At 74.0% G+C, this 23,286-nt stretch carries 20 protein-coding genes and 2 pseudogenes; 12 read left to right on the top strand and 10 right to left on the bottom strand.

The genetic code is table 11. The annotated features are described in order from the left end of the window. Positions 1 to 356: 356 nt before the first annotated feature. Positions 357 to 1,436: an LLM class flavin-dependent oxidoreductase gene (locus ACIPYQ_RS12340; RefSeq protein ID WP_401249433.1), complete on the top strand. Its 1,080-nt coding sequence runs from the start codon at positions 357 to 359 to the stop codon at positions 1,434 to 1,436. A gap of 31 nt (positions 1,437 to 1,467) precedes the next feature. Here ACIPYQ_RS12340 and ACIPYQ_RS12335 read toward each other — a convergent pair whose 3' ends face one another. Together ACIPYQ_RS12335 and ACIPYQ_RS12330 are read right to left on the bottom strand one after the other, a co-directional pair. Then, on the bottom strand, positions 1,468 to 1,689 hold the full coding sequence (locus tag ACIPYQ_RS12335; RefSeq protein ID WP_401249430.1) for a helix-turn-helix domain-containing protein: 222 nt from the start codon (positions 1,687 to 1,689) through the stop codon (positions 1,468 to 1,470). Further along, positions 1,689 to 2,180 carry a DUF2975 domain-containing protein gene (locus ACIPYQ_RS12330; protein ID WP_401249427.1) on the bottom strand — a complete coding sequence of 164 codons (492 nt, stop codon included), beginning with the start codon at positions 2,178 to 2,180 and terminating at the stop codon, positions 1,689 to 1,691. Before ACIPYQ_RS12330 ends, ACIPYQ_RS12335 begins: the two co-directional genes overlap by 1 nt. 177 nt (positions 2,181 to 2,357) lie before the next feature. Between ACIPYQ_RS12330 and ACIPYQ_RS12325 the strand changes: the two genes are divergently transcribed. Further along, positions 2,358 to 4,451, top strand: coding sequence for a protein kinase (locus tag ACIPYQ_RS12325; protein WP_401249424.1), 2,094 nt, complete (start codon positions 2,358 to 2,360; stop codon positions 4,449 to 4,451). Between the two features lie 262 nt (positions 4,452 to 4,713). Here the strand turns inward: ACIPYQ_RS12325 and ACIPYQ_RS12320 are convergent, their stop codons facing one another. The 3 genes and pseudogenes from ACIPYQ_RS12320 to ACIPYQ_RS12310 all read right to left on the bottom strand — a co-directional run. After that, positions 4,714 to 5,022: a peroxidase family protein gene (locus ACIPYQ_RS12320; protein WP_401249422.1), complete on the bottom strand. Its 309-nt coding sequence runs from the start codon at positions 5,020 to 5,022 to the stop codon at positions 4,714 to 4,716. A 237-nt stretch (positions 5,023 to 5,259) separates the two neighbouring features. Then, on the bottom strand, positions 5,260 to 5,565 hold the full coding sequence (locus tag ACIPYQ_RS12315) for a thiamine pyrophosphate-dependent enzyme (protein ID WP_401250822.1): 306 nt from the start codon (positions 5,563 to 5,565) through the stop codon (positions 5,260 to 5,262). Between the two features lie 92 nt (positions 5,566 to 5,657). Then, a pseudogene (locus ACIPYQ_RS12310) lies at positions 5,658 to 6,827 on the bottom strand (thiamine pyrophosphate-binding protein); the annotation flags it as partial. A 356-nt stretch (positions 6,828 to 7,183) separates the two neighbouring features. On the opposite strand from ACIPYQ_RS12310, the gene dhaK reads away from it, so the two are divergent. The 3 genes from dhaK to ACIPYQ_RS12295 all read left to right on the top strand — a co-directional run bounded on the left by dhaK (position 7,184) and on the right by ACIPYQ_RS12295 (position 9,267). Beyond that, positions 7,184 to 8,188, top strand: coding sequence for a dihydroxyacetone kinase subunit DhaK (gene dhaK, locus ACIPYQ_RS12305; RefSeq protein WP_401249419.1), 1,005 nt, complete (start codon positions 7,184 to 7,186; stop codon positions 8,186 to 8,188). A gap of 81 nt (positions 8,189 to 8,269) precedes the next feature. Further along, on the top strand, positions 8,270 to 8,854 hold the full coding sequence (dhaL, locus tag ACIPYQ_RS12300) for a dihydroxyacetone kinase subunit DhaL (protein WP_401250819.1): 585 nt from the start codon (positions 8,270 to 8,272) through the stop codon (positions 8,852 to 8,854). Next, positions 8,851 to 9,267, top strand: a complete 417-nt coding sequence (locus tag ACIPYQ_RS12295) for a PTS-dependent dihydroxyacetone kinase phosphotransferase subunit DhaM (protein ID WP_401249416.1) — start codon at positions 8,851 to 8,853, stop codon at positions 9,265 to 9,267. Before dhaL ends, ACIPYQ_RS12295 begins: the two co-directional genes overlap by 4 nt. A gap of 86 nt (positions 9,268 to 9,353) precedes the next feature. On the opposite strand, the gene ACIPYQ_RS12290 is transcribed toward ACIPYQ_RS12295, so the two are convergent. Beyond that, positions 9,354 to 9,752, bottom strand: a complete 399-nt coding sequence (locus tag ACIPYQ_RS12290; protein WP_361758453.1) for an RNA-binding S4 domain-containing protein — start codon at positions 9,750 to 9,752, stop codon at positions 9,354 to 9,356. A gap of 134 nt (positions 9,753 to 9,886) precedes the next feature. On the opposite strand from ACIPYQ_RS12290, the gene ACIPYQ_RS12285 reads away from it, so the two are divergent. From ACIPYQ_RS12285 to ACIPYQ_RS12270, 4 genes are all read left to right on the top strand, one after another. Beyond that, complete coding sequence (locus tag ACIPYQ_RS12285; protein ID WP_326593088.1) at positions 9,887 to 10,282, top strand: helix-turn-helix transcriptional regulator; 396 nt, start codon at positions 9,887 to 9,889, stop codon at positions 10,280 to 10,282. A 191-nt stretch (positions 10,283 to 10,473) separates the two neighbouring features. Beyond that, positions 10,474 to 11,286 carry a molybdate ABC transporter substrate-binding protein gene (gene modA, locus ACIPYQ_RS12280; protein WP_401249412.1) on the top strand — a complete coding sequence of 271 codons (813 nt, stop codon included), beginning with the start codon at positions 10,474 to 10,476 and terminating at the stop codon, positions 11,284 to 11,286. A 247-nt stretch (positions 11,287 to 11,533) separates the two neighbouring features. Further along, the gene (locus tag ACIPYQ_RS12275) at positions 11,534 to 13,495 is read left to right on the top strand and encodes an ABC transporter permease (RefSeq protein WP_401249409.1); all 1,962 of its coding nucleotides are present in this window, start codon (positions 11,534 to 11,536) and stop codon (positions 13,493 to 13,495) included. Between the two features lie 127 nt (positions 13,496 to 13,622). Further along, positions 13,623 to 14,351, top strand: coding sequence for a DUF4328 domain-containing protein (locus ACIPYQ_RS12270; RefSeq protein ID WP_401249407.1), 729 nt, complete (start codon positions 13,623 to 13,625; stop codon positions 14,349 to 14,351). Between the two features lie 73 nt (positions 14,352 to 14,424). On the opposite strand, the gene ACIPYQ_RS12265 is transcribed toward ACIPYQ_RS12270, so the two are convergent. After that, on the bottom strand, positions 14,425 to 16,494 hold the full coding sequence (locus tag ACIPYQ_RS12265) for a SpoIIE family protein phosphatase (RefSeq protein WP_401249404.1): 2,070 nt from the start codon (positions 16,492 to 16,494) through the stop codon (positions 14,425 to 14,427). Positions 16,495 to 16,697: 203 nt separating this feature from the next. On the opposite strand from ACIPYQ_RS12265, the gene ACIPYQ_RS12260 reads away from it, so the two are divergent. After that, on the top strand, positions 16,698 to 17,621 hold the full coding sequence (locus ACIPYQ_RS12260) for a S41 family peptidase (protein ID WP_401249401.1): 924 nt from the start codon (positions 16,698 to 16,700) through the stop codon (positions 17,619 to 17,621). Between the two features lie 12 nt (positions 17,622 to 17,633). Here ACIPYQ_RS12260 and ACIPYQ_RS12255 read toward each other — a convergent pair whose 3' ends face one another. Together ACIPYQ_RS12255 and ACIPYQ_RS12250 are read right to left on the bottom strand one after the other, a co-directional pair. After that, positions 17,634 to 18,299, bottom strand: a complete 666-nt coding sequence (locus ACIPYQ_RS12255; RefSeq protein WP_401249398.1) for a response regulator — start codon at positions 18,297 to 18,299, stop codon at positions 17,634 to 17,636. A gap of 34 nt (positions 18,300 to 18,333) precedes the next feature. After that, positions 18,334 to 19,512 (bottom strand): sensor histidine kinase, encoded by a 1,179-nt coding sequence (locus ACIPYQ_RS12250; protein ID WP_401249395.1) that lies wholly within the window; start codon positions 19,510 to 19,512, stop codon positions 18,334 to 18,336. A 126-nt stretch (positions 19,513 to 19,638) separates the two neighbouring features. Here ACIPYQ_RS12250 and ACIPYQ_RS12245 point away from each other — a divergent pair, with 126 nt between their 5' ends. Then, a complete protein-coding gene (locus ACIPYQ_RS12245) occupies positions 19,639 to 19,887 on the top strand; it encodes a hypothetical protein (RefSeq protein WP_401249392.1) in 249 nt (82 codons plus the stop codon). Positions 19,888 to 20,468: 581 nt separating this feature from the next. Here ACIPYQ_RS12245 and ACIPYQ_RS12240 read toward each other — a convergent pair. Beyond that, positions 20,469 to 21,710: pseudogene (locus tag ACIPYQ_RS12240) on the bottom strand (DUF6777 domain-containing protein); the annotation flags it as partial. A gap of 183 nt (positions 21,711 to 21,893) precedes the next feature. Between ACIPYQ_RS12240 and ACIPYQ_RS12235 the strand changes: the two are divergent. After that, positions 21,894 to 23,286, top strand: a 1,393-nt coding sequence (locus ACIPYQ_RS12235; protein ID WP_401250816.1) for a streptophobe family protein, incomplete at its 3' end; no start/stop codon positions are given.

Below are 23,286 nucleotides of genomic sequence, written 5' to 3'. Positions count from 1 at the left end.
GGGACGTCCGGAAGGTAACGGACAGTCAAGTTACCGTAGCGTATGGAGATACTGCCGAGCTGTCAGGGATGCGCAAATGCGGAACATCTAATCCAATACCGGCCACTCGCTCCCACGGCGATACCGGGCAGAACCAGGGCTTCCACCCCTCTCGGCGGCGCCCACCCCCTCGAAAACCTGTCCGGAACCACTCGGTCCACCCCACAGGGCGTGACCCGCCACCGCCGGGACGAACGGGTACGCGCCGGCCGGAGCGACGCTGCGAAGGGGCGCCGCGCAGAGTTCCGCAACGGCCCAGCGCCGGGACCTGCCATGCTGAGCGGGTTCGATTCGGCCCTCACACCTCGGAGGTTCTGATGCGTGCAGGCGTCGTTGTCGCCGCGCAGCCCGGTGTGGAGGACCTCGCCGTGCGGGCCGAGGAGTTGGGCTTGCACAGCTTCTGGGTCAACGACACCCCGATGGTCCACGGCGACCCCTTCGTCGCCTTGAGCCTGTGCGCGAAGGCCACCAGCCGCATCAGGCTCGGCATCGGCGTGACCTCACCGGCACTGCGCTCGGCCCCGGCCGCTGCGAGCGGGCTCGCCAGCCTCAACGCCCTGGCACCGGGCCGGATCATCTGCGGAGTCGGCACCGGAAACACCGCCCGGCGCACCCTGGGCATGCGGCCGACCACGGCGGCCAGGCTGGAGGAGTTCACCGTCGCTCTGCAGGACCTGTGCGCCGGACGTTCTACCGAGTACCGCGAAGGTGACCGGGTCCGCGAGATCCGGTTCCTGCACGCAGGGGCGCACGTCAACACCGCCGACCCGATCGAGTTCGTCGTGGCCGCGCTCCTCGGACCGAAGGCCGCCGCCGTCGCCGGCCGCCGCGGCACCGGCCTCGTCTCCTTCGGCCTGCTGGACCCCACCGCCTGGCACGCGCTGCACGACACCCGCCGCCACGCCGCCCGGGGCACACCCCGCGCCCCCGACGCCCACGCGGACTCCCGGGCGGACTCCTACGTGGTCACCTCGCTCCACCTGCTCGGCGAGGACGAGGACCCCCACGGCGACGCGGCCCGGGACGCGACGGGGCACCTCGTCCTGTCGCTACTGGCCTTCGCCGCCGACACAATCGCCGGCACACCGGCCTTCGCCGAGCAACTCGGCCCCGAGGAACGCGAGGCGGTGCGGCGGCTCCTCGACCGGCGCGGCACCACCGCCACCGCGCCGGACCGGCACACCAAGCTCTACCCCAACTACCTCGGACCCATCGCACCGCAGGACCGGGACCTGGTTCTGCCCTCGCTGATGAACGCCCTGGCCCTGGTCGGCACCCGCGACGACCTCCTCGCCCGCATCACCACCCTGGAACAGGCCGGCGTCGACGAACTCCTCATCCAGCCGGTGATCGACCCGCCCGCCGAGATGGCCCGGCTCGCGAAACTCCTCACCTGAGCCGACCCGCCCGCCGCCGCCCTGGGGAGCGTCATTCGCCGGCGGCGTCCTCGGTCTCCCAGCGCAGCAGGTCACCCGGCTGGCACTCGAGCACCTCGCAGAGCGCGGCGAGCGTTGCGAAGCGTACGGCCTTGGCGCGGCCGTTCTTGAGTACGGCCAGGTTGGCGGGAGTGATCCCCACGCGGTCCGCGAGCTCGCCCACGGACATCTTCCGCCTGGCCAGCATCACGTCGATGTCGACGGCGATCGGCATCAGATCACCTCGTCCAACTCGGCCTGCATCTGCGCCGCTTCGACGTCGCGCGCGACGGCCTGGGTGAGCAGCATCCGTAGTACGAGGACGATGAGCGCGACCCCGAGGATGGCCAGGCCGACCCCGCCCATGATGACGGTGACACCCGGGTCGTCCCGCTGGCCCGGCGCATTGATGGCCGTGACCGCGAACCACAGGAGGGCAGCCGCGACGATCGCCCCGATCACGCCGTCCACGTACCGGAAGGCGGCGTGGGAGAACACGGTTCCGCGTCGCACCATCGTCACCAGCCGCCATACGCAGACCAGGGCGACCTGCGCCGACACCATGCCCAGGATCGTGATCACGCGCAGTGGGGTCAGCGGGAGCGACCCGTCCTCCGGGTCGCTCCCGCTGACCAGCACCCACACCATCCCCGCCTGCACGAACACGGTGCCGGCGAGCACCACCACGAGCACGGCCCGCAGCGCACCCACTGTCAGCTTTCCCATGACCCCTCCTTACATCGAGTTACGATGGGAATCTATCGAATCTCGATAGGTCAGACAAGATGTCGGCTCCCGCCGCGGGCACCTTGTCGGGTTCCCGCATGGACCTCGCTTGACTGGTGGACGGCACGACGGGTAGGGAGAGGCTGTTCATTGCGCAAGGTGTGAAACGGGGGACAAATGAAGCCACTCGAAACGGGCGATCCCACCTCGCTCGGCGAGGGCCGCTACCGGCTGGTGGGACGGCTCGGCCAGGGTGGCATGGGCGTGGTCTACCTGGGCCGTTCCCAGTCCGGCCGGGCGGTCGCCGTCAAGGTCGTACGTCCCGAGTTGAGCACCGAGCCCGGGTTCAAGCGCAGGTTCGCCGACGAGGTCGCGGCCGCGCGGCGGGTCGGCGGCTTCCACACCGCGCCGGTGGTCGACGCCGACCCGGACGGGGAGCCTGCCTGGCTGGTGACGGCCTTCGTGCCCGGTCCCACCCTGCAAGCGGTACTCGCGCGCGTCGGATCGCTGCCTCTGGACACGCTCACCGTCCTGGCGGCCGGTCTGGCCGAGGCACTCGAGGCGATCCACCGGGCGGGGGTCATCCACCGCGATCTCAAGCCCGCGAACATCATCGTCGCGGAGGACGGGCCGCGCGTCATCGATTTCGGCATCGCGCGCGCCCTGGACGGAACGGCCCTGACGCAGACCGGGCTGCAGGTCGGCACGCCGGGATTCCTGGCACCCGAGCAGCTCACCGGTGGTGGCGCGGTCACCCCCGCGGTCGACATGTTCGCCCTGGGGGTGGTGCTCACCCAGGCGGCGGGCGGCGCCCCCTTCGGTGACGGCCCCTCCGCGGCCAGGCACTTCAAGGTGGTCTACGAGGAGCCGGACCTGACCGCGGTGCCCGGTGAACTCCGCGAAGCCATCGGCGCCTGCCTGTCCAAGGACCCGGCGGCGCGGCCCACCCCGGCCGCCTTCCTCGCCACTCTCACTGTCCGCCACCCGGACGGTGGCTCCTGGCTGCCGGAGGCGGCGACGCAGCTGCTCCCGCCCCCGGAACCGGCGGTGCGTCCCACCGTGCCGGACGGCCCGCCGGACACCGCGCAGGACCTCGCGGCACCGGACGCAGTACCGGACGCGGTGCCGGACGCCGTCCCGCCCGTCGTCGCGGAGCCCCGTACGGAACAGCCGCGCACCGTGACGGGACCCACGGCGCGGCTCTCCCCCGACCCCGACCCTGCCACCTCCCCCTCCCCCTCCCCCTCCCCCGCGCAGGCGCCGCAGGCGGTCGCGGAGAAGCCCCGGCGGCGCCGTGCGCTGATGGCGGCGGTGCTCGTGACAGCTCTCGCGGTCGGCGGCCTGTACGTGTGGCAGCCTTGGGCCGACTCCACCAAGGACAACTCCAAGCCCGGCGCCGCCACGCCCACCGGATCCGCCCCGGCCCCTGTCCCTGCCGCCTTCCCGGCCGAACCTCTGCTGATCCGGCAGGACACCGCCCCGGGCTGGCCCGGGACGTGCCACGGCGTCATCGCCCGCCGGGACGCCGCGACGGAGAAGCCCGTGGGGCTCATCGCAGGGGGCGCGGGCGCATGCGACACCCTGCCCCAGTGGTCCCCTGACCGCAGGTCGTTCGCGTTCACCCGCAGCACGCCCGAGGGCACGGCCGTCTGGACCGCCAATGCCGACGGTTCGAACGCCCGGCGGATCACCTCCATCGCCGGCGGCAGGGTGTCCTGGTCGCCGGACGGCAGCCAACTCGCCGTACTCCGCAAGAAGGACGGTGTCCAGCAGCTGTTCGCGGTCGGCGTCGCCGACGGCACGGCTCGCCAGCTCACCTCGGGCGGGGGCCAGGTCGAGGATCCCGCGTGGTCGCCGGACGGCAAGAGCATCGCGGTGTGTCTGCAGACGGCGCCCGAGAACTGGCAGATCCACCTGGTCGACCCCGCCGCCCCGAGCCAGGCCCCACAGCAGGTGACCCGGCTGCCCCATCCGGCACTCGACCCGGTGTGGTCACCCGACGGCTCCACCTTCGCCTACACGGCGGGCACCTACGGCACGGGCACTCAGGGCGACATCCGCCTCGTGGACGCCGACGGCAGTGACGATCGTGAACTGATCGCCACCGATGCCCACGAGATGGACCCCGCCTGGTCCGCCGACGGCACGTGGGTGGCCTTCGTCCGCGGCCCGTACGAGAAGCCCGTGATCTGGGCCGTGCGCGCGGACAAGACCGGCGAGCGTACGGTCACCACCGGCGGCGGCGCCGAGGGGCATCCCTCCTGGCGCTGAGAGGAGCGGCGCTCCCCGTCAGCGAGGGCTTTCGTAGGCCTCCAGGTGGGTCGCCGAGAGGGTCAGGCCGTCCGCCGCCGCCGTGCAGCGGGCGGCCAGGGTTTCGACGCGGTGGCGGAAGGCTTCCGCTTCCGGGCCCTGCCAGGTGAGGGCCTCGGCCGAGGCGCGCAGGCGTCCGCGTGGGCGCGCAGGGCCGCGGAGTGGGCGCGCAGGCCGGTCACGGGGGCGTGGCGGTGTTCGGACCGGGCGGCCGGGATCGTGGTCACAGGGACCTCCACGGGGCGAAGGCGTTGGTGACCCCGGCCAGGGCCGGGGCGAGTTCGGGGTGGTGGCGCAGCAGTACGGTGACCATGGAGTTGCGGTCGACCCACTCCAGGCCCTCGGCCGTGTAGACCTCGGGCCGGTAGTCGGTCGTGAAGAAGCGGTCGCTCTTCAGCCGCCGGCTGGCCATCAGGATGAAGATCCGGAAGAGGGAGTCGCTGAAGCCGAACCCGGCGGGGCGGGGTTCCGCGAGGTTCCCGACCAGGGTGTCGACCCGGTCGAGCCTTCCCTCGTACAGGTCCCGGAGCAAGTGCCGCGTCGCGGGTGTGGGCGGCGAGCGCCTCGCGGTCGGTGCGCAGGGCGTCGGCGGGCAGCCCGGCGCGGAGCCTGTCGAGGAGCACGGTGGAGGGAGCAGCGGGAGCGGAGGGATTGGGGGTGGTGGGGGTGGTGGGCATACCGGGCCTTCTGGAGGTCGTGACAGGGCTCGTGGCGGCGGTCGTGACGGTGCCGGCCACGGCGTTGGCGCTGACGGTGGAGACGGCTGTGCTCAGAGGGAGGGGAGCTCGGTGGTGATCGGTACGTCGATGAGCACCGGTCCGTCCTGCTGGGCCGCCGAGTCCCGTACGAGTTTGGTGAGTTCACCGGCGCCGTGGGCGGTGTGCGCGCGGACGCCGTAGCCCGTGGCGATCGCGGCGATGTCCAGGCCCGGGATGTCGAGGCCGGGGGCGCCCTGCGCGTGCTCGATCTGTGCGAACCACTGGAGGATCGCGTAGCGGGCGTTGCTGAGGACGACGAAGGTGACGGGGACGTTGTAGGTGGCGGCGGTCCACAGGGCCTGAACGGCGTAGTGGATCGAACCGTCGCCGATGACCGCGACGACGGGCCTGTCGGGGCACCGAGCTGTGCTCCGACGGCGGCCGACGCGCCGAATCCGAGGCCGCCGCCGGCGGAGAAGAGGTACGAGCCGGGGGTGCTGATCCGGGTGGCCTCGTGGAACTGCGGGACGTTGGAGGGCGATTCGTTGACCCAGAGGGTGTTGTCGGGGGCGCCCTGGGCGATGGCGGCCATGGCGGCGAGGGGGGTCAGCACGCCCTCGGGCCCTTCGGGGATCCGTACCCGCTCGTGGGTCCGGGGGGCCGGTCCGCCGGGCGGGAGCAGGTCGGCGAGCCGGTCGGTGAGGGCCCGGGCGGACAGCGCGAGATCGGCGACGACCGCGTCCCCGACGGGGGCCCTGGCCGCCTCTTCCGCGTCTCGGGTCAGCAGGATCAGCTCGGCGCCGTCGGGCAGGTAGGAGCCCGGAATGTAGGGGTAGTAGCGGAAGACGGGCGCGCCGATGACCACGACGAGGTCGTGGCCGGACAGCTGCTGGGTGAGCGGGCCGATGGCCGGGACGAGTTCCCCGCGGAACTGCGGGTGGTCGCGGGGGAAGGCCACGCGGGCGGAGACGGGGGCGGCCCAGACGGGCAGGCCGGTGCGTTCCGCGAGTGCGACGACCGCGTCCCAGGCGCCGGACGCGTCGACGTCGTCTCCGACGACGAGGACGGCCGAGCGGGCTCCCGCGATGCGGTCGGCGAGGTGCCGCACGGTCTCCGGAGCGGGGCCGGTGGCGTGGGTGACGCGGCGGGCGGCCGCGGCCCGGGCGCCGCGGTCCTCGGCCTCGGTGAGCTCTGCGTCGAAGTCGTCCATGGGGAGGGAGACGAACACCGGCCCGTGCGGCGGGGTTTCGGCGAGCTGGACGGCGCGGGCGAGGGCGGGGGCCACGTCCGCGGGGCGCGGGGGCTCGTACGCCCATTTCACGGCGGGCTGCGGGAGGAGCCCCGCCTGGGGGTTGGAGAGCAGGGCCTCCATGGTGAGCATGGCGCGGACCTGCTGGCCGGCGGTGACCACCATGGGGGTGCGGTTGGCGCGGGCGTTGAGGATGGCGCCCATGGCGTTCCCGGTGCCGGGGCCGGTGTGCAGGTTCACCAGGGCAGTGGTGCCGGAGGCGAGGGCGAAGCCGTCGGCCATGCCGACGACGACGGCCTCCTGGAGGCCGAGTACGTACCGGAAGTCCTCCGGGAACTGCTTGAGCATGGGCAGTTCGGTCGATCCGGGATTGCCGAACACCGTGGTCATGCCGCGGGCCCTCAGCACGTCCAGGACCGCTTCTCGCACCGTGCGCATGTGTGAACCCTTCCACCCACCGACAACACCGACGGTGATCAAGAAAGCACGCTCCGTGGATCTTGGCGCACCGCTCCACCGGGTGAAACGGCCTGTTGTGTCCACGCCGCGGAGTGCGGCAGGACACCGCCGCGGCCGTTCACCCGTGTTGACGCCGCGTCCACCCGGCGCCGGGGAAGCCCCCCGCAGGGGGCCTTCGCCGCACCCGACGACCTCCATCCGCCTGTCGTTGCGGGGTGGGCTGCCCTAACGTCGAAGCGAGGGGTTCACAGTCGGCATGACACCTGACGGGTCACCGGGAGATGCGCATGAGGATGCTGATCAACAGTCCGCAGACCGTGGTCGACGACGCCCTGCGGGGAATGGCCGCCGCCCATCCCGAGCTGGACGTCGACGTGCAGCGGCGGGTCGTCGTACGGCGCGACGCGCGGGCCGGTGGGCGGGTGGGGGTGGTCTCCGGGGGCGGGTCCGGGCACGAGCCGCTGCACGCCGGGTTCGTGGGGTACGGGATGCTGTCGGCCGCCTGTCCCGGCGAGGTGTTCACCTCGCCGGTGCCCGACCAGATGGTGCGGGCCGCCGCGGCCGTGGACTCCGGTCAGGGGGTGCTGTTCGTCGTCAAGAACTACACCGGGGACGTGCTCAACTTCCAGATGGCCGCCGAGCTGGCCGAGGAGGACGGCCTGCGGATCGAGAGCGTCCTGGTCGACGACGACGTCGCCGTGACCGACAGCCTCTACACGGCCGGGCGGCGCGGCACCGGGGCCACCCTCTTCGTCGAGAAGATGGCCGGGGCGGCCGCCGAGGAGGGCGCGCCGCTGGAGCGGGTCGCGGCGATCGCCCGCCGGGTCAACGCGTCCTCGCGGAGTTTCGGCGTGGCGCTGAGCGCCTGCACCACGCCCGCGAAGGGCAGCCCGACCTTCGATCTGCCGGACGGGCAGCTGGAGTTGGGCATCGGGATCCACGGCGAACCGGGCCGGGAGCGGCGGGCGATGATGCCGGCCGGGGAGATCGCGGACATCGCGGTGGGAGCCGTACTGGAGGAGCTGGCGCAGGTGGGTCCGGCGGACGGGCCGGTGCTGGCGCTGGTCAACGGGATGGGGGCGACACCGCTGCTGGAGCTGTACGGGTTCCACGCGGAGGTGGCCCGGGTGCTGGCCGCACGCGGCGTGCGGGTGGCCCGGGTGCTCGTGGGGAACTACGTCACGTCGCTGGACATGGCGGGGTGTTCGGTGACGCTGTGCCGCGCCGACGAGGAACTGCTCCGGCTGTGGGACGCGCCCGTCCAGACCGCCGCCCTGCGGTGGGGCCGCTGACCGTAGGGTGGCGGTGGGACGGGCCAGACCGATGCGAGGCGAGGAGATCCGGTGCGCGACGCAGACTTCTTCCGGCGCTGGATGGCGGCCGCCACGGCCGCGGTCGAGCGGGAGGCCGACCGGCTGACGGAGCTCGACTCCCCCATCGGGGACGCCGACCACGGGAGCAATCTGCTCCGCGGTTTCACGGCGGTGCTCCCGGCTCTGGAGGCGGAGGCCCCCGAGGCGCCGGGCGCGGTGCTGCAACTGGCCGGAAGGACGCTCATCTCGACGGTCGGCGGCGCGTCCGGGCCCCTGTACGGGACGCTGCTGCGGCGCACCGGCAAGGCACTCGGGGAGGCGGCCGAGGTCTCCGACACGGAGCTGCGCGAGGCCCTGGACGCGGGGGTGGCCGCGGTGGCGCAGCTGGGCGGGGCGGCTCCGGGCGACAAGACGATGCTGGACGCGCTGGTGCCGGCGGTGACCGCGCTGGGCGCGTCGTACCGGGCGGCCGCGGAGGCGGCGGAGAACGGGGCGCTGGCTACGGTCCCGCTGCAGGCGCGCAAGGGCCGGGCCAGCTATCTGGGCGAGCGGAGCATCGGGCACCAGGATCCGGGCGCGACCTCGTCGGCGTTGCTGTTCAGGGCGCTGGCGGACGTGGCGGAGCCGGTGGAGGGCGCGCGGTGACGGGCCCGGACCCGAGCCCGGGGTTGGTGGGCATCGTGCTGGTGTCGCACAGCGCGCCGGTCGCGGAGTCGGTGGCCGAGCTGGCGCGCGGCCTGGCCGCGGGCGGCCCCCTGGCCCCGGTGGCCGCTGCGGGCGGCACCGCCGGCGGGCTCGGCACGAGCGCGGAGCGGATCGTCGCGGCCGCGCGGGAGGTGGACCGGGGCGCCGGGGTCGCGCTGCTGGTGGACCTGGGCAGCTCGGTGCTGACGGTGAAGGCCCTCCTCCTGGAGGACGAACTCCCGCCGGACTCCCGCCTGGTGGACGCCCCCTTCGTGGAGGGCGCGGTGGCAGCCGTGGTGGCCGCCTCCAGCGGACTCCCCCTGTCGGCGGTGGCCTCGGCCGCCACCGAGGCCTACGCCTACCGCAAGACCTGACCCCGGCACCTGCCCCGGCCCCGGCCCCCGGCGAGGTGACTGCGCCGGGGGCCGGACTGCCGGGCTGCCGGGCTGCCGGGGACCGCCTACGGGCGGCCGCGGAGGGTTTCGATCTCGCGGCGTTCGCGCTTCGTCGGCCGGCCCGCGCCGCGGTCGCGGATGCCGACCACGGCGGCCTCCACGGGGGTCGGCGGCGGCGGGCTCTTGTCGATCAGGCACTCCGCGGCGACGGGGGCGCCCACCCGCTTGGACACGGGCCGCTTCACCACCACGATCCGCTCGCGCCCGGCGTGGAAGAGCCGTACCTCGTCACCCGCGCGCACCGCCTGCGCCGGCTTCGCACGCTCCCCGTTGACCTTCACGTGGCCCGCCCGGCAGGCGGTCGCCGCGACCGAGCGGGTCTTGGTCAGACGCACGGACCAGATCCACGCGTCGACCCGCACCGTGCCCGATTCCGTTCCCGTTCCCGTTCCCTCATCTGCCATGCCCCGACTCTAGCGAGGCGGGCAGGCCGGAGCGGAACGACTTTTGGCAGATACACCAAGAGGCATGGCATCTGCCATAGAGATCAGCCCAACAGAATTGCAAACGCGCCATACGTGCGCCTACCTTGTCGCACATGCAGTCCTACACCATCGGACAGGCGGCGCGTCTGCTGGGCGTCAGCCCGGACACCGCGCGCCGCTGGGCCGACGCAGGCCGGGTCGTGACCCATCGCGACGAAGGCGGCCGACGCCTGATCAACGGCCGTGACCTGGCGGCCTTCTCCGTCGAGGTGGGCCAGGGCGCACACACCGAGGACGGAGAGCCGTACACCTCGGCACGCAACGCCTTCCCCGGCATCGTCACCGCCGTCAAGCTCGGCGACGTGGCCGCCCAGGTCGAGATCCAGGCAGGTCCCCACCGCCTGGTCTCGCTGCTCACCCGTGAGGCCGTCGAGGAGCTCGGACTGGAGGTCGGCATGCAGGCCACCGCCCGCGTGAAGTCCACCAGCGTGCACATCGACCGCACCTGACCCGGACGACACGACGGAGCCCGGACGGCCCCGCCCACCGGCCCCGCGTTCCCCGCCGTCCGCCGCGGTCCCCGCACCACCCGCTCAGCACCAGCGCACGTCCCCACCCGCTCCGCCCGTCACCGGCGCGGGTCACCACCGCGCGGAACCGGCACCTGCCGGCCGCCGACCCGACCGAGGAGCTCCTGCTCATGTTCCCGACCCTGACCCGCCGCCGCGCCGCGGCCGCCGCACTGACCGCCGCCCTGCTCGTACCGCTGGCCGCCTGCGGCAAGGCCGACGAGAAGCCCGCCGCCGGCTCCACGCCCGGCTCGGCCTCGGCCTCCGCCGAGGCCAAGGCCGCGAACCTCACCGTCCTCGCCGCCTCCTCCCTCACCGACGTCTTCAAGACGGCGGGTGAGGTGTACCAGAAGACCCACCCCGGCACGAAGATCACCTTCTCCTTCGCCGGTTCGCAGGAGCTCGCCGCGCAGGTCAAGCAGGGTGCCCCGGCCGACGCGCTGGTGACCGCCGACACCAAGACCATGGACGGGCTGAAGGCCGAGACCGGCGAGCCCACGATCATTGCCAAGAACCGCCTGGTCATCGCGGCCGGCAAGGGCAACCCGTTCAAGATCGACGAGCTCAAGGACCTCGCCGACACCAAGCTCAAGGTCGTGCTCGCCGCGCCCGAGGTCCCGGTCGGCCGCTACAGCAAGCAGATCCTCGACGCCCAGAAGGTCGAGGTGAAGCCGGTCTCCCAGGAGCCCAACGTGCGCGCCGTGCTGAGCAAGGTCGAGCTGGGCGAGGCCGACGCCGGCCTCGTCTACAAGACCGACTCCGCCAAGTCCGGCGACAAGGTCGTCACGGTGGACATCCCGGACGAGCAGAACGCCGTGGCCTCCTACCCGGCCGCCACGCTGAAGCAGTCCAAGAACGCCGAGGCCGCCGCCGCGTTCGTGGCCTGGCTGAGCACCCCCGAGGCCCAGAAGATCCTGCAGGACGCGGGCTTCCAGAAGGTCTGAGCGCCGCCGGCGTCCGCATGACGAGGGGCTGCCTGGTCCGGGGGGACAGGCAGCCCCTCCCGGCGTGCCCGCGCAAGTACGCCCGTACGACGGCAGGTTCGGACTCCGGCAGGGACGCCCGTACGACGGCAGGCGCCAACGCCCGTACGGCGGCCGCCGCCAGGGGCAGGGCCACCCCTTCCGCCCGGACCGGCCTGCCGCGGCATACCCTTCCCCCGCCGTCACTCTCCCCCAGCCAGGAACGCCCATGAGCAGACTCCGTACCCGCACCCGGCCCCCGCTGGCCCTGGCACTCCCCGCGCTGCTCGCCGTCGCGTTCCTGCTGATGCCGCTCGTCGGCATCCTCGTCCGCACCCAGTGGGGCGACCTCGGCGCCCATCTCGGCAGCCCCGGCGTGGTCGAGGCGCTGAAGCTCTCTCTCGTGGTGTCCCTGTGGGCCCTCGGCCTCTCCCTGGTCCTCGGCGTGCCCCTCGCCTGGCTGCTGGCCCGCGTCCCGTTCAAGGGCAAGGCGCTGGTCCGCTCGCTCGTGCTGCTCCCGATGGTGCTGCCGCCGACCGTCGGCGGTGTCGCCCTGCTCCTCGGCTTCGGCCGGCGCGGGCTGCTCGGGCCCTGGCTGGAGGGCACCTTCGGGATCACCCTGCCGTTCCACACGTCGGGGGCGGTCCTGGCGGCCACCTTCGTCGCCATGCCGTTCCTGGTCATCAGCCTGGAGGGCGCCCTCGGCGGCCTCAAGCAGAGCTACGAGGAGACCGCCGCCTCGCTCGGCGCCTCACCGGTTTGCGTGTTCTTCACGGTGACCCTGCCCATGGTGGGCCCCGGCCTGATAGCCGGCGCCGCGCTCACCTGGGCCCGCGCACTGGGCGAGTTCGGCGCGACCATCACCTTCGCGGGCAACCTGCCCGGCACCACCCAGACCCTGCCGCTGCAGGTGTACCTGCTGCTCCAGGACCAGCCCGAGGCCGCCACCTCGGTCTCGCTGCTGCTCCTGGCGATCGCCATGGGCGTGCTGATCGCCCTGCGCGGGCGCTGGACGGGCACGCCGGCCGCCGCCCGCGAGGCCGTGGCCGCGCCGCCGGTCCCGGACGAGGCGCCCGACACCGGCGCCTCCACCGTCACCACCACCGGGACCGCCGGGACCACCGCATCGCCGGAATCCGCGGCGCACGAGGCCGGCCACTGGCCGCTGCACGCCACCGTCACCGGCTTCAACCAGCTCACCCTCGCCGCCGAACCGGGCACCACCATCGCCGTCGTCGGCGAGAACGGCGCCGGCAAGACCACCCTGCTGCGGGCCCTGCTCGGCCTGACCCCCCGGGCCCACGCCGAGCTCCGGCTCGGCGACGCCGACGTCACCGCACTGCCCCCGCACAAGCGGCAGGTGGCCTGGGTCCCGCAGGACGGAGCGCTGTTCCCGCACCTGAGCGCCCTCGCGAACACCGCGTACGGACTGCGCGCCCGCGGGGTGTCGCGCGCCGACGCCCGCCGCGAGGCGCAGGCCTGGCTGGACCGGCTCGCCGTCGGGCACCTCGCCCGGCGCAAGCCGACCCAGCTGTCCGGCGGCCAGGCCCAGCGGGTGGCCCTGGCCCGCGCGCTGGCCGCCCGCCCGCGGCTGCTGCTGCTCGACGAGCCGCTGGCCGCCCTCGACCAGACCACGCGGGCCCGCGTCCGGCACACCCTGCGCACGCACCTCGCCGGCTTCGGCGGGGTCTGCCTGATCGTCACGCACGATCCCGTCGAGGCGGTGTCGCTGGCCGACCGGGTCCTCGTACTGGCCGACGGGCGCACCCTCCAGGACGCGCCGCCCGCCGAGGTGAGCCGGCACCCGCGCTCCCCGTGGGTGGCCCGCATGCTCGGGCGCAACGCCTGGCCCGGCATCGCCTCGGCGGCCGGGCTGGCCCTCGCCGAGGGCGGACGGCTCGTCGTCGCGGAGGCACTGCCCGAGGGCGCACAGGCACTGGCGATCATCGCCCCGGAGGCGGTGTCGGTGCACCGGGAGCGCCCGGACGGCAGCCCCCGCAACGTCTGGCCGGGCACCGTACGGGAGATCACCGCGGTCGGCAGCCGGCTGCGCGTGCTGATCTCCTCGGGCGGTGTGCCCGACCTGGTCGCGGAGATCACCCCGGAGGCGGCGTCCGAGCTGGGCATCGTCGACGGCGCCGACGTCTGGACGAGTGTGAAGGCCACCGAGGTCACGCTCGTCCGCCTCTGACGGCTCTGCGGCGCAACGGGCGGAACCCTTTGGACGGGTGGGTGGGCTGACATGTCTTCAGCGGAGCCTGCGCCCGTCGGCGGGCGCCATCCGCATGTCACACGTTCCCGTGGGGGGGTACTCCGTCATGTCCGTCAGCACGCCCGGCCCACCGCCGCCGATGACGCCCGCTCCGCCGCAGCACTCCGGCCCGCCGCCGCGCGTCGACGTGCTGCGCTCCCCGCAGGGCCTCGCGACCGCCGTGACCGTGCTGCTGTGCGTCGCGGCGGGGGTCAACCTGCTCTCGGCCGGCGTCAACGTCTTCACCCTGTCCGTGACGACCGGCCCCGCCGGGGTCCCGGACGGCACGGTCGACCTGGCGGCCGTTCTGACCGGCCTCGCGGGGATCGTCCAGCTGCTGTCGCTGCTCGGTACGGCAGCCGTCTTCCTCGTGTGGTTCCACCGCGTGCGCGTCAACGGCGAGATCTTCCGCGCCGAGGTCTTCACGCAGAAGCGCGGCTGGGCCATCGGCGGCTGGTTCATCCCCCTCGGCCACATGTTCCTCCCCTTCTGGACCGCACGGGAGACGTGGAGGGCCGGCACCCGGCTCGGGCCCGACGGCTCCCCGGTGCGGGTCTCCACCGCTCCGCTCACCGCCTGGTGGGTGGTCTGGGTCGTCGCGGCGCTGGCCGGCCGGCTGACGAGTGGTCTCTACAACCACGCCGAGACCCCCGAGGAGCTGGGAACGGCCTCCGCCTTCGGCCTCGGCTCCGACCTGCTCATGGTCGCCGCCGCCGTGCTCGCCGTCCGCTTCGTCCGCAAGCTCACGGCCATGCAGCACACCATGGCCGTACAGGGGCCGTACGCCACGGCCTGACACGGCCGACACGGCCGACACCGCTGATACGGGCGCCCGGCGCGAAGGCGGCCTGGCGGCGGGGCGCCCGGCGTCAGGCTCCCGGCTCCGGGCCGGCCAGGGCGAACTCGCACCACACGCACTTCCCGCCGCCCCGGGGCTCCACGCCCCACTCGTCCGCGAGCCGCTCCACCAGCATCAGCCCGCGCCCCGACACGGCCCAGTCCCCCGCCTCCCGCCGCCTCGGCAGGGCGCTGCTGGTGTCCTCGACCTCGATGCGGATCCGGCCCTGCGCCGTGAGCCGCATGCTGACGTCGCCGCCGCCGTCGGTGTGGACCAGGGCGTTGGTCATCAGCTCGTCCGCCGCCAGTTCGATCTCGTCGGCCCGGTCCCGCGCTCCCCACGCGGCCACCGCCGCCCGGATCAGGTGCCTGGCCAGCCCCGGGGCCTCCGTGTCCCCCGGTTCCAGGCGCTGCCGCAGCGGGCCGCCGCCGCGCGCGCCGGGCGTGCCGCGGCGACGCAGGACGAGCAGGGCCATGTCGTCGCCCCCGCCGGAGTCCCCGACCAGTTCGCACAGCACGTCGGCGAGCTCCTCCACGTCGACCGGGCCGCTGTGGACCGCGGCCATGAGCTCACGCATGCCGGTGTCGTGGTCGGCGCCGGGGCGTTCGATCAGGCCGTCCGTGCACAGCACCAGGGTGTCCCCCGGGTGCAGCTCGAGGCTGGTGACGGGGTAGCCGGTGCCGGTGCCGGGCTGGTCGCGGGGCGGCAGTCCGAGCGGCAGACCGCCCGCCACCTGGATGCGGTGGCAGCTACCGTCGCCGCGCCGCACGACCGGGTCGAGGTGGCCGGCCCGGACCATCCGGAGCATCCCGGTGCTGAGGTCCACCTCGGCGTACGTGCACGTGGCGAACCGTTCCGTCTCCAGTTCGCGCAGGAAGGCGGAGGCGCGCGCCATCGCCGCCGCCGGGGTGTGCCCCTCGACGACGTACGCGCGCATGACGATGCGCAGCTGTCCCATGACGGCGGCCGCGTCCGTGTCGTGCCCCTCGACGTCGCCGATCATCACCCCGACCCGGCCGTCGCCGAGCGGGATCACGTCGTACCAGTCGCCGCCGATGTCCCGCCCCATCCGGGCGGACCGGTAGCGTACGGCGATCCGCGCGCCCGGCACCTCCGGGATCCGGCGGGGCAGCATGGCCCGCTGGAGCCCTTCGGCCAGGTCGTGCTCCTGCTCGAAGAGCATGGCGCGCTGGAGGCCCTGCGCGACGCCGCTGCCGAGCGCCATCAGCAGGTTCCGCTCCTCGGCGGTGAAGTCCCCGTCCCGCGTGTAGAGCAGCCCGAGCGCCCCGATGGCCCGCCCCTGGGCGATCAGCGGCAGGTAGACCCCGCTGCGGACGGACAGCGGCTCGATGTACGGCCACAGCTGGGGGTAGCGGCGCTGGAACTCCTCGCGCGAGACGAGGAAGACCGGCTGCATGGTCCGTACGGCCTCGCTCATCGGGAACCGCGCGTCGATGCGCGTGTACTCGATCTCCGGTACGTACGAGCCGAGCTGTCCCTCCGCGACCAGGTGGATGCGGCCGCCGTCGACGATGCCCAGCATCACGCTGACCGCGCCGAGGTGCCCGAGGGCCTGGGGGTCCTTGAGGACGTCGGTCACGTCGTTGACGGTGCGGGCGTGGGCGAGGATGGCGGTGGTCCGCTCGACGACGCCGGTCATCCGGCGCCGCCCCTCGGCCTGCTCCCCGGCCGCCCCGGGCTCGCCCGGGTCGTGGGCGGCGTCGCGCAGGATCCCGATGACGCGGTACGGGCGGCCGTCCGGGTGGCGCAGGATGTGGCCCTGGATGTGGGTCCAGGCAGGCGTTCCGTCACGGAGGCGGGTGCGTACGTAGGCCCCGTAGTGGCTCCGGCCGTCCTTGATCGCCTGCGCGACCCGGGCGTCGAGGCGGGCCGCCTCTGCGGGGGCCAGGCGCTGCCGCAGCCCCCCGGAGGTCCCGTCGTACTCGTCCGGGCGCAGGTCGAGGACCTCGAGGGCGGTGGGATCCAGGTGCATCCGCCCACTGTCGAGGTCCCAGTCGAATGTGCCCATGCGGTTGAGCGCGAGGCTCGTATCGGGCCGCGCGGGCCAGTCGACCTCGGGGTTCTTTCCCCTGCGGGCCATGCAGCCAGGGTCTCACTCTCCCCCGCCCGTGTCCCCGTGGGGCGGCCGGCTCCCGGGGACGCGGCCCCGGCCACCGGTTCAGCAGTGCTCAAGGGCGCCGCCCCGGCCGGGCCCGCACCCGCCCGGACGAAGGGGCCGCGGCCTGCGGAGCGTGCGGGAAACCCGCTGTTCCAGGGCTGGTTGGCCGTCTAGCATGACCCGCTATGCCCACCAACGAAAAGATCATCGAGCAGGCCCTCGACCGCATCGTCGCAGGTTACGTCTTCCCCGAAAAGGCCGTCGTCATCGAGGCGGCGATCCGCAGCCGTCTCGCGGCGGGCGCGTACGCGGACCTGGACGGTCCGGCCCTCTGCGAGACGGTGACGGAGCACCTCCAGGAGGTGTGCCCGGACCGGCACCTGCGCCTGCTCTGGTCCGAGGAACCGCAGCCGCTGGAACCGCTCGACGACGACGGGGGGCAGGCCGCGTTCCTCAAGCTGCTGAGGGAGCACAACCAGGGCGTCCGCCACGTCGAACACCTCGAAGGCAACATCGGGCTCATCGAGATCGGGTGGATAGCCACCGCCGTCGAGGGCGCGAGCGTGATCGGCGCGGCCATGCAGCTGGTCGCGGGCAGCTCCGCGCTCGTGCTGGACCTGCGCGGCTGCCGCGGCGGGGTGCCGGAAGGGGCCGCGATGTGGTGCAGCTACTTCTTCGGCGACGACCAGGTACACCTGAACGACATCTACGACCGGACCACCGACACGACCCGCCAGTACTGGACGTCCGGGTACCTGCCGGCGCCGCGCTACACCGACCGCCCGGTCTACGTGCTCACGAGCGAGACCACCTTCTCCGGCGGCGAGGACGTGGCGTACACCCTGCAGGCGCAGGGCCGGGCCGTCGTCGTCGGTGCGACGACACGGGGCGGCGCCCATCCCACGGCCCGCCACGCGGTCGCCGAGCACGTGCTCGTGACCGTGCCGGCGGCCCGGTCGATCAACACGGTCACCGGCACCAACTGGGAGGGCGTGGGCGTCGTTCCGGACGTTCAGGTCCCGGCGGACCAGGCGCTCGACACCGCGCTCAAGGCCGCACTGCGGCAGGCGGAGGCGGGGGCGCAGCCGGGCGGCACGGCGGCGCGCTGACGCCGGTTCCCCTCACCCGGGCGGGTCCTGCGTGCCGGCGTCATGGACCAACAGGGCGATCTGGACCCGGTTGTTGAGGTCCAGCCGGGTCAGGATCCGTGACACGTGCGTCTTCACCGTGGGCAGCGCCAGGTGGAGTTCCCGCGCGATCTCCGCGTTGGACAGGCCCCGCCCGACCGCCAGGGCCACCTCCCGCTCGCGGTCGGCCAGCAGTACCAGCCGGGCGCGGGCGGCGGCCGCCCGGCCGTCCTGGCCCGATCCGCCCGCCACCTGGTCGATCAGGCGGCGCGTGACGGCCGGGGAGAGCACCGGGTCCCCGGCGGCCACCGTCCGGATGGCCGTCACGATCTGCTGCGGCGGCGTGTCCTTGAGGAGGAACCCGGCCGCACCGGCGCGCAGGGCCCGCAGGACGTGCGCGTCGGTGTGGAAGGTGGTCAGGACGAGGACTTCCGGAGCTCCCGGCCGTGCCCGGAGGGCCTCGGTCGCGGCCAGCCCGTCGACACCGGGCATCCGGATGTCCATCAGCACCAGGTCGGGGCCGTGCGCGGCGACCAGCCCGGGCACCTCCGCCCCGTCGGCGGCCTCGGCGACCAGCTCGATGTCGGGGGCCCCGCCCAGCATCAGGCGCAGCCCGGCCCGGACGATCGCGTCGTCGTCGACCAGCAGTACGCGGATCACCCGGCGCTCCTCCCTCGTCTCCCTCGTCCTTCGGTCAGCCCTGCCAGGGTAGCCAGGCGTTGACCCGGAACCCGCCGTCGGCGGGGGCGGCCGTCAGCTCCCCGCCCGCCAGCCGGGCGCGTTCCGCCAGGCCGATCAGCCCCTGCCCGCCGCCCTCGCCCGTCGCCCCGGCGGCCGCCGCGGCCGGGGCCTGATCCGGCCCTGGCGGCCGGGCGTTGCGGACCTCCACGGTCAGGCCCTCCCCCGGGCCGCCGGTCACCCGTACGTCGACGGCCGCGCCGGGCGCGTGCTTGCGTACGTTGGTCAGCGACTCCTGGACGATCCGGTACGCCGTACGCCCCACCAGGGGCGGCGGCGCGGCCTCCTCGGGCGGCCCGGCCAGGTCGATCCGGCCTCCCGCGGCCCGGGCCTCCGCCACCAGCCGGGCCAGGTCCGCCAGTTCGGGCTGCGGCCGTTCGCCCTCCGCGGGCGCCGACCCGGATCCCGTCCGCAGTACGCCGATCACCTCGCGCAGATCGTGCAGGGCCAGGTGGGCGCTCTCCCGCATCACCCCGGCGGCCCGTTCGATCTCGGCCCGCGGGGCACCGGAGTTGAACTCCAGGGCGCCCGCATGCACGCTCAGCAGCGTCAGCCGGTGGCCGAGCACGTCGTGCATCTCGCGGGCGATCTCCTCCCGGGCCTCCCTGCGCGCCCGTTCCGCGCGTGACTCCGCGTCCGCCTCGGCCAGTTCGGCCCGCTCGCGCAGGGAGGCGATCAGCTGCTGCCGGGACCGCCGGAACAGCCCCCAGCCGATGGCCCCGGCGATCAGGGCGAAGTACGTCACCGCCGAGCCCGCCCGCTCCTCGGCCATGTCCGGCAGCTGCCACAGGAGCACGGGCAGCGGGGCGAAGGCCAGTGCCACCACCCACGCCGTGGTCTTCCACGGCCGGGCCGCGGCCACCGTGAACACCGCGACCATGGTGGGGCCGGCCAGATAGTGCGCCTGACTGCCCGCCAGGAGCAGGACCACGGCGAGCTGGACCGGCCAGCGCCGCCGCAGCAGGACCGCCGCGCAGCCCAGCCCGCCGGCGACCTGGTCGGCGGCCCTCCACCCCGGACCGAGGTCCTCCGCGACCGGGATGGACTGTGAGCTGACCGCCGCGAAACAGGCGGCGAAGAGGAAGAGCCCCAGGTCGACGGCCCAGTCCCGGCGGGTTCGGTGGATGCGGCGCATAGCCCCGGAATCTACGCGGGCGGACCCGTGACGGGAGCCGCCCGCCCCGGACCGGATACTTAAGTACGAGCCCTGAGCGCCCTAAGACCGATCCGGGGGCCGGCGCCCGGCTCCTACCGTCGGAGCATGACCTCCTCCACCCCGAAGTCCCCGAAGTCCCCGCTGGCCGCCGTCACGGGGCTGCTCTCCTTCGTCCTCGTCGTCGGCGGCGCGAGCGGTCTCCTGCACGAGTGGCTCGGCTGGATCCACTTCATGGGCTTCGTCCGGTTCCTCGCCCCCGGCGGCTACGAGATCTACAGCTACGTCGTCATGGTCGTCCTCGGCCTCGCGGTGGGCGCGGCGGGCGACGCACTGACCCGGCGGGGCCTCGCCTGATCCGGCACGTCGCGCCGTCGGCCGTTACGCCATTCGTGTCTCCGCCGGCCGGGACCGGCGAGAGGGGTTCCGGACCTGGAAGTGCACCGCCTGCCCCGCGTGGGGGGAGGCGGTGCACTGAAGGGCTGTCGCTGGAGGCCGGCACCGGCCTGCTAGGACTCATTGCCCTCCTGCTGCTGTTCCTGCTGCTGCTCCTGCTGCTGCTCCTGCTGCTGCTCTTGGTCCTGCTGCTGTTCCTGGTCCTGCTGTTGCTCTCCGGGCGGCGGCGGAACCTCGCTCTCGGGCTGCGCCGGGGTGGCCTTGTCATGCTCCTCGTTGGACGTGTCCGGCTTCGCCTCCGTCTCGGCCGTCGCCGTCGTGCGCGTCTCGGTTTCCGTCGTGGGCGTCTCGGTGTCCTTCTCGGTCGACGCCGTGGGCGTCTCGGTCTGCTTCTCGGGCTCCGTCGTCGGCGTCTCCGTCTCAGTGGGATTCGCCGTCTCCGTTTCCGTTTCCGTCGCCGTGGGCTTTCCCGTCTCGGTCTCCGTCTCCGTGGGCTTCGGCGTCTCCGTCTCGGTCTTCGTCTCCGTGGGCTTCGGCGTCTCCGTCTCCGTCTTCGTATCCGTCGGCTTCGGCGTCTCGGTCTTCGTATCCGTCGGCTTCGGCGTCTTCGTTTCCGTGGGCTTCGGCGTCTTCGTTTCCGTGGGCTTGCCCGTCTTCGTCTCCGTGGGCTTGCCCGTCTTCGTTTCCGTGGGCTTGCCCGTCTTCGTCTCCGTGGGCTTGCCCGTCTTCGTCTCCGTGGGCTTGCCCGTCTTCGTCTCCGTGGGCTTCGGCTTCGGCTCGGTGCCGGTCGGGTTCGGCTGCGTCGGGATGAGCGTCGGCGTGTGGATCACCGGCGGCGGCACCGGGCGGTCGGGCCTGCCGTGGTGGCTGCCCTTGTCGCGCTCGTACCAGCTCCGGTTGTCCTGGTCATAGATCACGATCTTGTGCACCACGGTCGGCGCCGGTGCGATGACCACCACCTTCTGCGGCTGGTACGAGGGCCACGTCTGCCCGAAGCGCTTCGGCTCGGCCTTCAGGGCCACCGGCGGGCCGAGCGGGTTCCCGCACGCGCACCGCACCCGCGGCACTCCCCGGTCGTCCACCAGCACGGCCGTCCCGGCCTGCAGTACGGCCTGGTAGCTGGTGAGCTTGCCGTCCTGGTAGCCGTGGTTCGTGACCCGGGTGTCCATCCGCAGCTGCACCGAGGTGAGCGAGCGGAGGTACGTGGGGACGGACTGCGGCTGGATGCCGAGGGCCGAGGCGAAGGCGGCGTTCTTGCTGGGATCCGCGGACAGCGCCTTGATCTGCTTCTCCACGTCGCAGCTGGCGGTGTCCCGCGTGCCCCCGTACACGCCCGGCGCGGAGCCGCTGATGCTCCTGGTGCCCGTCGTGGTGCCCCCCGTGGCGCTGGGGGTCTTGGGACCCGTGGGAGACGAGGGGGACGCCGTCGGGCTCTCCGGCGGCGTCTCGGCGGTCACGGTCGACTCGGTGAACGGATCGGGACCGGAGGCGGCGGCCGGCTGGAGGAAGACCTCCCCACCGGCGTTGTCGGTGCCGCTGGGCCGGGTGAGGACGATGGCCAGGGCCACGACCGCCACCACCGCGACGAGCGCCGTGGCGAGCCGTGGCACGGATCGCCACCACGGCCCCTTGTCGGGACCACCGGGCCCGCCGGGGGATCCCGAGGCGGGCGGTGCGGGCGGAGGCGGGGGCGGCGGCCCTTGCTGCCCGCCCGAGAGCGGGCCGGAAGGCGGCCCGCTGGGGCGCTCTGACGAGGGCGGCCGGCCGGAGGGTTGCGTGGTCACGGGCTCTTCTTCCCAGGAGGAGGGAGTTCCCTGCGGACCATTGTGTGCGCCATCCGGGTGGTGCCCGCAAGCCGAGGATGCCACGGTGGCAGGGTGAGCCGGATACCGAGATCACCATCGTCCGGGGGCTCCGCGAGGGCATGGCGCGACGCCCTCGTCGCCGTCGTCGCGGGGTTCGCCGTGATGACCGCGGTCGCCGCCGCGGGGCTCGCGTGCGCGGGCGCGGGCGATCTGCCGGGCGGTGCGTTCCCCCGCGTGGTCGCCGCGGTCGTCGTGATGGCGGCCGGCGGTTCCCTGGAGGTGTCGGGCGGGGCCGGTGTCCTCGCGGGAGCCGACGTGAGCCTGTCGGTGCTCCCGCTCTCGGTGAGCCTGGCCGGCGCCCTCACCGCGGGCTCCTGCTTCCTGCACCCCCTGCACAACCGGGCGGTGGCGGGGCCCCGTGAACTCGTCGGCCGGGCCCTCCCGTTGGTCGTGCTGTGGCTGCTCGCGCTGACCGGGGCCGCGCTCCTCGCCCGGCAGTCCTTCGGCATCTCCACCGGCGACTCCCCGGTCGGGGTGATCGGTGAACTCCTCGACTCCGCCCCGACGGTGGGCTTCCGGGCCGACCTGCCCGCCACGCTCCTCTTCGGACTGCTGTGGATCCTGGGCCTGTTGCTGATCGCCCTGCTGGTCTCGCGCCGCGCGCCGCTCCCCGCCCGGCTGGTCCGCTACCACGCGGCGCTGCGCCCGGCCGCCTTCGCCACGATGCTGCTGCTCCTGGCCTACGTCGCCCTCGGTGTCGTGGTCGGCCTGGTGGTGGCCGCCACCCAGGGCCATGCCGCCCGGACCTTCGCCGTGATCCTGCTCGCGTTGCCGAACCTCGCCTGGTTCGCGTTCACCGTGGGCTTCGGCGGCGCCTGGGAGGGCCGGGTGGAGGGGCCGTTCGGGCTGCCGATGCCCCAGCTCCTGGACGAGGTCCTGCGCGGCTCCGAGCTGTCCACGGTGGACGTGGCCTCGCTCGCGGAGCGCGACTCCCGGGCGTGGTGGCTGGTGGCCGTGGCCGCCGTCCTGCTGCTCGGCACCGGGGTACTGGCGGCCGTACGCTCCCCCGCCCACGTCCGCCCCTGGCAGCATGCGCTCCACCTGGGCGTGGCCCTGGCCCTGGCGACTCTGATGGTCTGTCTGCTCGCGCGCGTGCAGGCGCAGTTCGGCCTCTCCCTGCTGGGCATCGGCGAGGTGGACGGGCTCGGCGGCGAGCTCGTGCTGGATCCCGTCCTGTGGCGCACGGTCGGGCTCGCCCTCCTCTGGGGTGCGGTGGCGGGCTTCGTGGGCGCCCTGCTGGCCCGCCCCCTGCACCGTCGCGGGGGCGGGGGGGGGGCCCCCCCCGCCCCCCCCCCCCCCCCCCCCCCCCCCGCACCCCCCCCCCCCCCCCCCCCCCCCCCCCCCCCCCCCCCCCCCCCCCCGCGGCCCCCCCCCCCCCCCCGCGGGGGGGGGGGGGGGGGGGGGGGGGGGGGGGGGGGGGGGGGGGGGGGGGGGGGGGGGGGGGCCGGGGGGCGGGCGTGGCGGCGGCGTGAACGAGGACGAGGGCGAGGGCGAG

This window comes from Streptomyces sp. NPDC090045, assembly GCF_044747975.1.
In the GTDB taxonomy this organism is placed as follows: domain Bacteria; phylum Actinomycetota; class Actinomycetes; order Streptomycetales; family Streptomycetaceae; genus Streptomyces.
Note: the sequence above shows the minus strand (reverse complement) of the source record. Positions and strands in the feature narration are given on the sequence as shown.

Coding starts and splice junctions, on each gene's coding strand:
- ACIPYQ_RS12285 (WP_326593088.1), top strand. CDS start 9,887: ATGCAGTCCTACACCATCGGACAGGCGGCGCGTCTGCTGGGCGTCAGC.
- ACIPYQ_RS12330 (WP_401249427.1), bottom strand. CDS start 2,180: ATGGGAAAGCTGACAGTGGGTGCGCTGCGGGCCGTGCTCGTGGTGGTG.
- ACIPYQ_RS12265 (WP_401249404.1), bottom strand. CDS start 16,494: ATGGCCCGCAGGGGAAAGAACCCCGAGGTCGACTGGCCCGCGCGGCCC.
- modA (WP_401249412.1), top strand. CDS start 10,474: ATGTTCCCGACCCTGACCCGCCGCCGCGCCGCGGCCGCCGCACTGACC.
- ACIPYQ_RS12335 (WP_401249430.1), bottom strand. CDS start 1,689: ATGCCGATCGCCGTCGACATCGACGTGATGCTGGCCAGGCGGAAGATG.
- ACIPYQ_RS12340 (WP_401249433.1), top strand. CDS start 357: ATGCGTGCAGGCGTCGTTGTCGCCGCGCAGCCCGGTGTGGAGGACCTC.
- dhaK (WP_401249419.1), top strand. CDS start 7,184: ATGAGGATGCTGATCAACAGTCCGCAGACCGTGGTCGACGACGCCCTG.
- ACIPYQ_RS12290 (WP_361758453.1), bottom strand. CDS start 9,752: ATGGCAGATGAGGGAACGGGAACGGGAACGGAATCGGGCACGGTGCGG.
- ACIPYQ_RS12245 (WP_401249392.1), top strand. CDS start 19,639: ATGACCTCCTCCACCCCGAAGTCCCCGAAGTCCCCGCTGGCCGCCGTC.
- ACIPYQ_RS12250 (WP_401249395.1), bottom strand. CDS start 19,512: ATGCGCCGCATCCACCGAACCCGCCGGGACTGGGCCGTCGACCTGGGG.
- ACIPYQ_RS12270 (WP_401249407.1), top strand. CDS start 13,623: ATGTCCGTCAGCACGCCCGGCCCACCGCCGCCGATGACGCCCGCTCCG.
- ACIPYQ_RS12325 (WP_401249424.1), top strand. CDS start 2,358: ATGAAGCCACTCGAAACGGGCGATCCCACCTCGCTCGGCGAGGGCCGC.
- ACIPYQ_RS12260 (WP_401249401.1), top strand. CDS start 16,698: ATGCCCACCAACGAAAAGATCATCGAGCAGGCCCTCGACCGCATCGTC.
- dhaL (WP_401250819.1), top strand. CDS start 8,270: ATGGCGGCCGCCACGGCCGCGGTCGAGCGGGAGGCCGACCGGCTGACG.
- ACIPYQ_RS12275 (WP_401249409.1), top strand. CDS start 11,534: ATGAGCAGACTCCGTACCCGCACCCGGCCCCCGCTGGCCCTGGCACTC.